This window comes from Marinobacter sp., from assembly GCF_039977835.1.
Lineage (GTDB): Bacteria > Pseudomonadota > Gammaproteobacteria > Pseudomonadales > Oleiphilaceae > Marinobacter.
In genome coordinates, this window is record NZ_JBDWCL010000005.1 from 1 (window position 1) to 11,473 (window position 11,473).

Genomic DNA, 11,473 nt, shown 5'->3' on the forward strand with positions numbered 1-11,473 from the left:
GCCACGCTGGCCTGGAACGTAAAGCGGATGAGCGTGCTGAAAATGGCGCTGTGAGAGATTTTTGCCGCCGCATTCAGGCTTTCAATGGTGCACCTTAGGTGCTCTTGGAGCCAAGTGAACAGGGCAACTGTAAACAACGCCCGTCAGACGCAAGTCCAACAGGCTGCTAGAAATTAAGTCTCGGACACCCTGACGATTCAAATCGTGTAGCGGGTCGTCGGTGGCTGTCTCTGGTTGTGAAAGAGCATGCAGGTTAGACCTGAACATGGCGTATCCATCCTGTGTTGGTTGTGACCTTGGCGGTGATCAACCAACCAACAGGTTACGCCCCCCTCCCTTCAGCCTGCTTACCATGCACCAGAAATCGCCATAACTCACTGTAACACAGGGCTTGTTTGATTCGCTGGGTTCGGTTTTTAAGGCCCACTAATTAATCACTTAATCGAAAATTTGTATTTGCAATATCATAAATTTGGATTGGTATTCTAAAAGGTTCCGCGCAACGATATAACAAATAGAAATAAGTTAAGGTTAGAAATGCATATTGCTTCCCGTCAAAAATTTCCGCCCATGAGCTTTTGCCTTGCGATGGTACTGCTCATAGTCTTGGCGCTTTTAGCGGTCGCGGTTGCAGCTTTGCCCGGCCTGCCGACTTGGAATCCAGGTGCCTTGACCTGGGCAATTCTGTTTGGCTTGATCATTGGTAACCTGCTTGGCACTCGGCTGGATAGTTGGTCAGAGCCGACCCGGCAATCGGTGCAGCAGGCTTTGGCCGTGGGAAAGTCGCAAGCGCTGCGCAGCGGCATTGTATTGATGGGCTTTCAGATTACAGTGCAGGATTTTGTACTGGTGGGCTGGAATGGGTTGCTGACTGCTGCCTTTATGTTGATCACAACGATGTGTCTTGTGTTCTGGCTAGGTCTGCGCGTATTGAAGATGTCGCGCGATCAAGTATTACTGATTGGAGCGGGCAGTTCTATCTGCGGTGCAGCAGCGGTGATGGCCACAAGTCAAGTTTCAGGGGCATCCGCCCGCGATACCTCTGTGGCGGTCGCGACGGTTGTACTGTTCGGGACTCTGGCGATGTTTATCTACCCCTTGCTGCATGGCTTGTTCGCTATGAATGACGCCATTTACGGAGTGTTTGTTGGCGCCACCATACACGAGGTGGCGCAGGTCGTGGTCGCAGGTGAAATGATCAGTACCGATGCGGCAAACTCTGCCATGATTACCAAGATGCTGCGGGTGCTAATGCTGGTGCCCTTCATGTTGTGGGTGGCGCTTGCCTTTCGACCGAAGGCACCGGGGCCGGTCTCCGGGCATTCAGTGCTGCGGGGCCGAGTGCCGTGGTTTGCGATATTGTTTCTGCTGGCCATTCTGGTGCATTCCTCAGGGGTGTTACCCGCAGTACTGGTGACGGTTATGGCGACCACCGGAACGCTACTGCTTACATTGGCCATGGTATCCATTGGTTTCACCACACGATGGTCAGGCGTCAAAGCGGCGGGTCAGCGTCCGCTGATCCTGGCTTTTGTTTTGGCTCTTTACCTGATCATCGGCGGCTATATTGCCACTTGGGTTTTCGCACAGTTGACGAGTTAGCCCGATGTGGGGTTCGCCCGATACCTTATCTGTACTGGGCGCCCGGGCTACCGTTATGACTTGGTCAGTGTTGGCCATTAAAAAACAAAAAATGAGACCGAACTGAAAGGAAAAAAACGATGCTAATGATTAATAATGACGATGTAAAACAGGTGTTGACCATGGAGATGACTATGGATGCCCTGGAACAGGCGTACAGTGAACATGTGGCCAAAGAAGCCGTATGCCGACCGCGCATTGATATTCGAATACCCACTCAAGACCCACAGAAGCTGTATTGCTGGGGTAGCATGGAAGGTGGCTCGGTGTCCGGCTACTTTGCCATTCGAATGAAGTCCGACATTTTATATCAACAAGAATATAACGGTGCTGTGACCGAGGAAAAGTTCTGCATAGAACCCGGAACATTCTGTGGGCTGATTCTCCTGATGAGTGTCAACAACGGTGAACCCCTGGCCATACTCAACGACGGGGTCATTCAGCAGTCCCGGGTCGGTGCTGATGGTGGGCTAGGCGTCAAATATGCCGCCCGAGAAGACGCAGAGGTAGTTGGCATGTTGGGCGCGGGTGGTCAGGCGCGCAGCCATTTGGCCGCCTACATGCAAGCAAGGCCCAACATCAAGCGCATTCAGGTGTATAGTCCAACCAAGGCCAACCGCGAGCAATTTGCAGCTGAAATGCACGACTTGTACGGCATCGAAGCCGTGGCTTGCAATGCGCCGGAAGAAATCTATCAGGGGGCCGACATCGTTGCTGCGTTGACCGATAGCGCAGTGCCGGTACTGGATTCCCGGCTGATTCAAAAGGGCCAGCACATCATTAACGTGGGTGGGGGCAATATTCCTTCACATGATGTAATGGATCGAATCGATGTTTATCTCAGGTTCGGAAACGCGACTGCGCCCTGGGGTCTGCCTGAAATGGCACTGCAAGACGAATACCTTACCTATTCCGCTGAACCGCAACACCTCACGGCACCTAAGTTGCGTATGCATGGTAAACGCGGCCATGGCGCGGTGATTCCGGACCGCATGGTTACGCTGGCGCAGGCTTTGGAAAATGGTGGTACGGCCCGCACGTCGGCCGACCAGATCACCTATTCAGAACGTGGTAACTTGCAAGGCCAGCAGTTCTGGGCAGTGGCGGGCAGGGTTTATGAAGAAGTAAAAAAACGGGGGCTGGGGCACAAACTACCCACCGAGTGGTTCACTCAGGATATTCGTAACTGAGTCAGCAACTGTGATGTTTTTGTAAATAACACCGTAGCTTTAACACAACAACAATGAGACGGAGATTCTAATGAACATTTCGAAACAAAGATTGATGGCAATAGGTTCTGGTGTTTTGGCAGCCGCTATGACTGTTGGCACGGCGACGACCGCGTTGGCTCAGAGCAACTTTCCTGAGCGCGACATTGAGTTTATCGTCGGTTACAACCCCGGCGGGGGCTACAGTACCTGGGCGCAGGCGGTAGCACCGTACATTGAGGAACATTTGCCTAACGATGTGAATGTTCGGGTACGTCACATGCCGGGTGCTGGCAGTGTGGTGGCGACAAATTACCTGTACAGGCAACAACCTGATGGTTACACCATCGGGATCGTGAACCTGGGTGGTCTGGCTCCCGCTCAAGCAACTCAGGATGTGGCGTTTGATCTGACCGAAATGACGTGGTTGGGCCGTCTCTCGCTGGACTCAAATATTATGACTGTGCGTGCCGATTCTGACATTCACACCGTTGAGGACTTCATGGCACGTGACAGCGTGCGCATATCGACTAAGGGCATGACCGCCAGTTCCACCATTAGTGCGGCTGTGACGTTGGATGAAATGGGTATGGACTGGAAGCCGATCAATCATGACGGCACCAGTGAAGCCGTATTGTCGGTTGTGCGTGGTGACGCGGACGCGATTTGGGGGGCTATGGACAGTCTGGCTACCTATGTTCACAACGGTGATATTCGCATCCTGATGTACTACGACGGGCAGCGTAACCCCGACTACCCGGATGCTCCGATACCGTCAGAAGTCGGTTTCCCCGAGGCCCTGAACGAGGGTTTTAACAGTAATCGGGTCATTGGTGCCCCCGGTGGTATGGATCCGGACGTTCGGGCCATTCTGGAAGAGGCGATTCGCCTTGCAGTGGAAGATCCGGACTTTCAGAAGCAACTGGATCGCATGGAGGTATCTACCCAATACGCCGACGGTGATGCCACTGCGAAAATCGTCAGAAGTTCAGTATCAGGCTACACTGATTACGCCGATGTGATTTCCAGTCTTCTGAGCGAATAAAGCAAGTCTTACACGGGCCGGGGAGTTCCGACTTGCCGGTCTTTTTGTAGGTAGCGGAAAAGACTGGATTGCGTATATGGCTCTTCAGTCGATCAACGCATGGATATTCTCTTGCCAGCTGCTGTCATTGCACTGATCAGCTTTACCGAAGCGATGTCGAGTTGTCGTGTAATGGCTCGCAGGACTGGAGAGCCGTGGAACAGGAATCAGGAATTAATAGGCCAGGGTCTGGCAAAAATAGTCAGCGGCGTGAGTGAGCGGTGCCTTTCCCGTCAGTGGTTCTTTTTCCCGTACAGCGAGCGCTGAATGCCTGCAGTGGTGCGGAAACGGCTCGAGCCAACCTCATAGCGTCGTTAATAGTGCTGTTATCCCTGTTTGGCTTCAAACAGCTTTTATACCATCTGCCGACCGCGATTCTCGCCGCTATAATTATTGTACTGGTCGTCCGGCTGATCGATGTCCGGTCGCTCACCAGATTGTGCCGGGAAAATCGAGAAAATGGACTTGTAGCCCTCGTTACCTTGACGGTGACGCTTCTCACGGTGCCGAACCTTTACTGGGGAATATTGACGGGAATCGCTGTCTCCTTACTTGTCTGTCTTTATCACCAAGCCATGCCGCGAATAATCACTGAACCGGGTTGACTTTACTGGCCTGGATACTCTGAAAGATATCTGGTCTTATCTGGATGCGAAAGGGATCATGCTCTACTTGTCATGTCCCAAACTCACGTTGAGAGAGGCGCTATCAAGAACAGGTCTGGCCAAACTGATCAAAGATGAAAATATTTTCGCGACTGATGCGTGCGAAAACTATTGAGATTCTTGCTGATCTGCCCGGTTGAATATATCAATCTGGGGGCGGATGTTTAAGCGGCGACCCTTTAACGATTCAATCAATGAGGACATCGGAAATGGCTCGTAAAGAACATTTTGAAGAACATTGCTGGAAAGGTTTGTACAGCGAAGAAATCTATCGCATTTACGAGCCCTATAAACGGGAAACCGAATTGCGAGGTCGATGCGCTGTGTTGATGATCGATCTTTATAATATGTGCTATGAGGGCGGCAACAAACCGGTTTCCGAGTTGGTGGACAAATACCCAAGTACCTGCGGGGAATACGCATGGAATGCTTTACCGCATACAAAAGCACTGTTGGAGGCTGCAAGAAAAGCCGGATTACCCATCATCTACAGCACCAAAGACAACCGCAATTCGGACAGTGTGATCAATGTCAATGCAACCCAACGCAAGCGTAAGGGTACTGATGAAAGGCATTCTTATGAGATTCATTCGGCATTGGCGCCTGCAGACAAGGACCTCATGGTGTTCAAAGAGCGAGCGAGCTGCTTTTTCGGAACCCCGTTGGTCACTTATTTGCAGAAACTCCAGATAGAAACATTGATTGTCTGCGGTGAAAGCACGAGCGGCTGTGTACGCGCGACAGTCTTGGACTCATATTCCTATGGGTTCCATACCGTGATTGCCGAACAGTGTGTCTTTGACCGAAATTACATTTCTCATCAATGCAACCTTTTCGACCTGCACCACAAATATGCGGATGTAATGGATTCCACTGAAATCATCGCAGGCATCGCGGCAAATTGACTTTATTCTTTACTGACCACGAGGCCACGACAGCCTCGTGTTATTTGAATCGAAACAGCTATTTGGCTTTCATGTATTGAGCAATTACCTCTGCATTTAATGTTACGTTCGGATCATATTCCGGTGCATCTTCGATTTGCTCCAGATCATTCAGTCCGCAATATTTGTAGATTCGGTTAATTGCCGAGATCAGGCGCACAGGTTTGTCAGGATTGGCGTTGAAATGCTGGTGAATGGTGTTGGGCGGTACGTAGATAATGTCTCCGGCTTCCCATTCGAATTTCTGCACTTCGTCCTGTGGCTTCCAGAAATACTCGTCCGTAATCTCTACATCACAGTCCTGGTGCAGGTCATACCCTTCACCCTCAACGACGTAAAGACATTCCTCTGCCAAATGCCTATGCTTGCCTGATTTGCTGCCCGGCGGGATAAATTGCATGTACACGTCGACCGTTTCCATTCGGGTGTTCATTTCTTCGTTGATAAGATGCTTTAGCAGGCCCTGACGGGACATCTCCCAGGGCATCTCCTCGGGCTTTACAATTTTCTTGCGCTTGGCGTCACGCTCAGGCTGCTCAGTCGCATTGTCCAACAGGTGTTGGTACAGCGGTTGGCTTATATTGCCCCTAGTCCAGACTTTTGCTTCATCCCATGCCATATCAAACTCTCCAGTACGTTGTGTGTTTCAGTGCAGGTCAACGTGGTTTACTTATCGCCTTCTTCACGCGGTTTGAAGCCAGCGCCCTCCGGAGTTGGTTCGGTGGGGCGGGGAATGACTGTCTTCTGAAACAACATGTTCATGAACAGGTACATGGGTTTGGTCTTAATAACCAAGGCACGGGCCGGCTTGTGTTTGTCGGCATTGCAGTGCTGGTGAACGCAGTTGTTATGCACGATTGCTACATCACCAGCTTCCCAGTCATAGCGGATTTCATCGTGTATTTCGAAGCCTTTACCATCCAGGATATAAAAGGCAGCTTCATTCACGTGGCCATGCTTTTGGGAAACCGCTCCGGGTGCATATTCTTCCAGATGTAAATGGAACGTCTGAGTTATGCCGTCCTTCGGTTCAACGTAGTGCTTGCTGAAGGCCTGGGGACCGTCAACGAACTTGATATCTTTACCCTTGCGCACCCGTGGTTGGGCGCGCAGCCGTTTTAGTTCTTCGGTCAGGTTGTACTCGCCCTCGATACCGCGAACAAAAATGCGATTTTTCTGGCTGTGGTAATGATCTTCAAGTTTAGTGCTGTGTTTTGAGTCGGCTCCCATTCTGAGCTCCTTTGAAAATGCGTTACTTATTAATAGTTCAGTGGGTTCCGCCAAATCGTGCACACCTGTCTGTACAGGACCCGATTGTGACTTCCGTTTCTTCATACGGAACGCTGTTCTCTAAGTTTGTCATTGCGCTTCTTCGGAGTCAAGTGTGGCTCAACTTGCTCGCCGGATGAACGGGGGCGTCTTCCTATCGATACCACGAATAATTGCGCCTTCTCTGTTTGACAGTCGTAAGATCCCTATGGAAATATAAATCGGCACGGCGTTCCATATAAAGTAACACCGTGATCCTGACACGATAAGAATGGGACGGAGACTAAAGTGAGCATCTCAAAGCGACGATTGGCGGCAATAGGTTCGGGTATCTTGGTAGCGGCTATGACTGCTGGCATGGCGACCACTGCGTTGGCTCAGAGCAACTTTCCTGAGCGCGACATTGAGTTCATCGTCGGTTACAACCCCGGCGGTGGTTACAGTAACTGGGCGCAGGCGGTAGCACCGTACATTGAGGAACATTTGCCTAATGATGTGAATGTTCGGGTACGCCACATGCCGGGTGCTGGCAGCGTGGTGGCGCAAAACTACCTGTACAGGCAACAACCTGATGGTTACACCATCGGGATTGTGAATCTGGGTGGTCTGGCTGCCGCACAGGCCGCTGAAGACGTGCCATTTGACTTGACTCAGATGACTTGGCTGGGCCGTCTCTCGCTGGATCCAACCATTATGTCCGTGCGTGCCGATTCCGACATTCGCACCGTTGAGGACTTCATGGCACGTGACAGTGTGCGCATATCGACTCAGGGCATGACCGCCAGTTCCACCATTACTGCGGCGGTGACGCTGGATGAAATGGGTATGGACTGGACGCCGATCAATCATGACGGTACCAGTGAGGCAGTATTGTCGGTTGTGCGCGGTGACGCGGACGCGATCTGGGGGTCCATGGACAGTCAGGTTACCTATGTTCGCAATGGTGATACTCGCATTCTGATGTACTACGATGCTCAGCGTCACCCCGACTACCCGGATGCTCCGATACCGTCAGAAGTCGGTTTCCCCGAGGCTCTGGACCAGGGTTTTAACAGTAATCGGGTCATTGGTGCACCCGGCGGTATGGATCCGAACGTTCGGGCCATTCTGGAAGAGGCGATTCGCCTCGCGGTTGAAGACCCGGACTTTCAGGAGCAACTGGATCGCATGGGTGTTTCTGCCCAATACGCCGACGGTGACGCCACTGCGGAAATCGTCAGAAGTTCAGTATCAGGTTTCACTGATTACGCCGATGTGATTTCCAGTCTTCTGAGCAAATAAAGCAAGTCTTACACGGGCCGGGGAGTTCCGACTTGCCGGTCTTTTTGTAGGTAGCGGAAAAGACTCGCTTGCGTATACGGCTCTGACGGAGTGAATGCGGTCGCCGTTGGGTGGCAAATTAATGAATGGTCTTTCGTATAGGAAGGGTGACGCTTGGGTATATTTGAAGTTTTTTACGCCATTCTGTCGGATTATCAGTTGATGCTGATCATGGTTCTGGCGGTCGTGCTTGGTTTGCTGGTGGGCATTATTCCCGGGCTGGGGGGAAGTGTTGCCCTGGCTCTTCTGATTCCATTAACGTTTAGCCTCAGCCCGGAAGCAGCCATCGTATTGTTAATTTCTGCCTATGGCACTGTTACTTACGGCGGGGGGATTACGGCTATTCTGTTGAACACCCCGGGTGATGCCAGTGCGGCGGCAACTACCTTTGATGGTTATCCGTTGGCAAAACAGGGTAAGGCCGGACAGGCCATTACAGTGGCGGTTCTTGCGTCTGCGCTGGGCGGGATCCTGGGGTTTGTCGTGTTGTGGATGATACTGCCGGCTGCACGGCAATTGATTCTTGCGTTTACCTATCCTGATTTCTTTATGTTGGCGGTGTTCGGGCTGACCGTAATTGCTGTGGTTACCCAAGGCAACATGTTCAAGGGTTTGGTATCAGCGTTACTTGGGTTCATGCTGGCTTTTATTGGGACTGACCCCATCATGGGTTCGCCGCGTTTCACCTTTGGCAGTTTTGAGCTGTGGGATGGATTAAACCTGGTCCCGGTCATTATCGGCCTGTTCGCACTTACAGAAGCGTTTCAGTTATTTTATCAGAAAGCGTCTATTTCTGGTCATTACGACCCTAAGATTAAGGGGATCATGGAGGGTTTCCGCGTTTTCTTTCGGCATAAGATGCTGTTCCTGCGCAGTGCGGGCATGGGAATATTCCTGGGTATGATTCCAGGCGTAGGTGGCGCGGTGGCGCAATTTATTGCCTATGGCTCCGCAGTGCAGACCTCCAAAACACCGGAAAAATTTGGCAAGGGCGCCATTGAGGGTGTACTCGCCCCAGAAGCCGCTAATGATTCCAAAGAAGGTGGTGCAATGCTGCCCACACTGGCATTTGGTATCCCCGGTAGTGCGGCGATGGCGGTGTTGATCGGCGGGCTGATTATGCATGGCATGGCTCCGGGTCCTGAAATGATGACTACTTCCCTGGACATGACTTATTTCATCATTGCCGCCGCAATTCTCAGTAAAATCATTGCACTGCCAGTGTCTCTCATGGCTGGCCCCCGTCTCGCCATCTTCACCCGGGTACCGGGCACGCTAATGGCGCCGGGTATCGTTGCAATTGCCTTCGTGGGAGCATATGCCGTGTCCGGGTCCTACCTGGATGTTTGGGTTGCCTTCGTGTTTGGCGTAGTGGGCATCTGTATGAAGCGATTTGGTTTCTCTCGTATTGCGCTGATTATCGCGTTAGTGCTGGGCGGCCTGGTGGAGCAGTCTTATCATCAGACAATATCTGCTTTTGGCAGCCCGGTGGCTTTTTTCAACCGTGGCATTTCATTGACGCTGTTTGTGCTCACGTTGCTGTCACTGGCTTGGCCATGGATTCGTCAAACCTCGTTCATCAGAAAGTTAGGGTAGAAAGTTGATGTTCCGAATCAATGAAAAAGCGATATTTTCGCTGATGCTGTGCCTTTTCGCACTGCTGCTGCTGTTCGAAGCCTCTGATTTTCGGGAACGTGCGGCTCTGTTACCAAATATGATTGGTTATCCTCTGTTGGTCGGCAGTATCATCTTATTTATTGCTGACATCTTCCCAGCGGTGGAGAACAAGTTCAAAAGTTTGCTCTTTTCCGGGGTAAACACTATGGACGGGACGGCTGAAGGAGAAGAGTCCAGCCTCAGGGGGCTCTACAGTATGATGCTGTGGATGCTGTTCTTGCTCGGGCTGATATATACCTTGGGTGTGATCGTCGGAGTTGCGGTCGCCTTGTTTGTGTACCTGAAATTTATGGCTAAACGGACTTGGTTGATGTCTATCGCCTATCCGGTCATTTTCACCGGTTTTATTTACGTGGTGTTCGTGCTTGCCATGGATGTGTATTACTTTACATCGCCGGTGATGGAATACTAGAAGTCTGCGCGGCAGAAGCCCAGTGCATCCGTCACCAACGGCCAGCTTGGGTGAGTGAGGGTTCCAGGCCTTTTTCTTTCAGGTCGACCAGCAGTTTTCGTCAACTGGCTTCGGACTCCCGGTGGCCATCCTCAACAGCAATTAGCTCCTTGTGGCCATGCTCGGTAACACCGATGATGGCCAGCAGGCAAAGCCGGTCATCGAGGCCGACGTTGCTATATACGCCGTCGGCCCGCCAGTAGACATAGCGAGTCTGGCTTAGGTCCCGGCGTTGCCAGTCCTTGTGCTCATCAAACCATTGCGCCTTGAGCCAGGACACCGTGTTTGTCGGCAACCCTTTGGCCTGCTCGCCGATCAAAGCACTTAAGGCCTGGTGGGAGTCACTTGAGAGGATCCCGCGTAGGTAGAGCGGGGAATCAGCTTCCCCATGCTTTTAGCCGGTTTTTAGATACGACGGCAGCAGATGACCGTTGAACAGGATGCCCGAACTGCTGCGATCCCGGACCTTGGGCACCTGGACCTCTACGTCACTCACCCCGTCTGGACGGTGCGTTTGGGAAGGTGTCCATTACGCACCGCTGCTTGGCGACCCTCCGGTGTCTTGACATCCCTGTATTGGCTCAACAAGCTTTCCAGTTCCGTTTCGACGGCTCTAGCAGCCTGCCGGACTTAGCCAGGCATTATCGACATGAGATAATCAAATCTCACGGGCCACAACCGGGCATCAATGACGGGATATTTTGTACTTGCTGATCGGGGTACCTAATTTTCCCTTCCATTCAGGATTGGTTGCCCGAAGATCACCTGACCCGGTTTGTTGTTGAAGTGGTTGATCAACTCGATCTGTCTGAGCTCATCCGGCAATATGCGGGGCGCGGGAAATGAATCCGGTGAAGCTGGGGCGGATCGCTCTGGATGGCACCAAGGTGAAGGGAACGCCAGTAAACACAAAGTGTTGTCTATCCCGCAGAAATTGCCCGGCGTGAAGCCCGGCTGGAAGCGCTGGCTGACGCCAAGCGGGTTATTGAGGCGCGAGCGCAAGAACGCCTCGAACAGGAGCAGGCCCAATACCAGCAAAAATAGGTTAAGCGGCAGGCCCAGAGGGGCGCCGGAAAAAAGCCCGGGGCCGGGTGTCTAAACCACTCCAGCCCGGCCCTCGGGATATCGGTCAGTTGAATTTGACCAATGAATAATCGCGCATCATGCCCGTCTCCGGCGGCGTCTTTGAGCAGTGTTACAACGCTCAGGCCGGG

General features: G+C 52.1%; 12 protein-coding genes and 2 pseudogenes. 11 read left to right on the forward strand and 3 right to left on the reverse strand.

The window, feature by feature from the left end; genetic code table 11:
• Nucleotides 1-537: 537 nt before the first annotated feature.
• The 7 genes from ABJM11_RS02220 (at nt 538) to ABJM11_RS02235 (ending at nt 5,503) form a co-directional block, all read left to right on the forward strand.
• Nucleotides 538-1,602 carry a putative sulfate exporter family transporter gene (locus ABJM11_RS02220; protein WP_348296980.1) on the forward strand — a complete coding sequence of 355 codons (1,065 nt, stop codon included), beginning with the start codon at nt 538-540 and terminating at the stop codon, nt 1,600-1,602.
• Nucleotides 1,603-1,727: 125 nt separating this feature from the next.
• A complete protein-coding gene (locus ABJM11_RS02225; protein ID WP_348296981.1) occupies nt 1,728-2,831 on the forward strand; it encodes an ornithine cyclodeaminase family protein in 1,104 nt (367 codons plus the stop codon).
• A 70-nt stretch (nt 2,832-2,901) separates the two neighbouring features.
• Nucleotides 2,902-3,894, forward strand: a complete 993-nt coding sequence (locus ABJM11_RS02230; protein ID WP_348296982.1) for a tripartite tricarboxylate transporter substrate binding protein — start codon at nt 2,902-2,904, stop codon at nt 3,892-3,894.
• A 99-nt stretch (nt 3,895-3,993) separates the two neighbouring features.
• The gene (locus tag ABJM11_RS22440) at nt 3,994-4,200 is read left to right on the forward strand and encodes a SulP family inorganic anion transporter (RefSeq protein ID WP_407069948.1); all 207 of its coding nucleotides are present in this window, start codon (nt 3,994-3,996) and stop codon (nt 4,198-4,200) included.
• Nucleotides 4,201-4,253: 53 nt separating this feature from the next.
• Nucleotides 4,254-4,538: a SulP family inorganic anion transporter gene (locus ABJM11_RS22445; protein WP_407069949.1), complete on the forward strand. Its 285-nt coding sequence runs from the start codon at nt 4,254-4,256 to the stop codon at nt 4,536-4,538.
• Complete coding sequence (locus ABJM11_RS22450; RefSeq protein WP_407069950.1) at nt 4,525-4,713, forward strand: STAS domain-containing protein; 189 nt, start codon at nt 4,525-4,527, stop codon at nt 4,711-4,713. The genes ABJM11_RS22445 and ABJM11_RS22450 overlap by 14 nt, the downstream gene beginning before the upstream one ends.
• 94 nt (nt 4,714-4,807) lie before the next feature.
• Nucleotides 4,808-5,503 carry an isochorismatase family protein gene (locus tag ABJM11_RS02235; protein ID WP_348296983.1) on the forward strand — a complete coding sequence of 232 codons (696 nt, stop codon included), beginning with the start codon at nt 4,808-4,810 and terminating at the stop codon, nt 5,501-5,503.
• A gap of 58 nt (nt 5,504-5,561) precedes the next feature.
• On the opposite strand, the gene ABJM11_RS02240 is transcribed toward ABJM11_RS02235, so the two are convergent.
• Entirely contained in the window at nt 5,562-6,161 is a 600-nt protein-coding gene (locus ABJM11_RS02240; RefSeq protein ID WP_348296984.1) for a cupin domain-containing protein, read from the reverse strand.
• A 47-nt stretch (nt 6,162-6,208) separates the two neighbouring features.
• Nucleotides 6,209-6,772, reverse strand: coding sequence for a cupin domain-containing protein (locus ABJM11_RS02245; RefSeq protein ID WP_348296985.1), 564 nt, complete (start codon nt 6,770-6,772; stop codon nt 6,209-6,211).
• A 327-nt stretch (nt 6,773-7,099) separates the two neighbouring features.
• Here ABJM11_RS02245 and ABJM11_RS02250 point away from each other — a divergent pair, with 327 nt between their 5' ends.
• From ABJM11_RS02250 to ABJM11_RS02260, 3 genes are all read left to right on the forward strand, one after another.
• Complete coding sequence (locus tag ABJM11_RS02250; protein ID WP_348296986.1) at nt 7,100-8,092, forward strand: tripartite tricarboxylate transporter substrate binding protein; 993 nt, start codon at nt 7,100-7,102, stop codon at nt 8,090-8,092.
• Nucleotides 8,093-8,245: 153 nt separating this feature from the next.
• Nucleotides 8,246-9,727 (forward strand): tripartite tricarboxylate transporter permease, encoded by a 1,482-nt coding sequence (locus ABJM11_RS02255; RefSeq protein ID WP_348296987.1) that lies wholly within the window; start codon nt 8,246-8,248, stop codon nt 9,725-9,727.
• A 7-nt stretch (nt 9,728-9,734) separates the two neighbouring features.
• Entirely contained in the window at nt 9,735-10,220 is a 486-nt protein-coding gene (locus tag ABJM11_RS02260) for a tripartite tricarboxylate transporter TctB family protein (RefSeq protein ID WP_348296988.1), read from the forward strand.
• Between the two features lie 18 nt (nt 10,221-10,238).
• On the opposite strand, the pseudogene ABJM11_RS02265 reads toward ABJM11_RS02260, so the two are convergent.
• Nucleotides 10,239-10,877 (reverse strand): annotated as a pseudogene (locus ABJM11_RS02265) (transposase); the annotation flags it as partial.
• Between the two features lie 108 nt (nt 10,878-10,985).
• Between ABJM11_RS02265 and ABJM11_RS02270 the strand changes: the two are divergent.
• Nucleotides 10,986-11,473 (forward strand): annotated as a pseudogene (locus ABJM11_RS02270) (hypothetical protein); the annotation flags it as partial.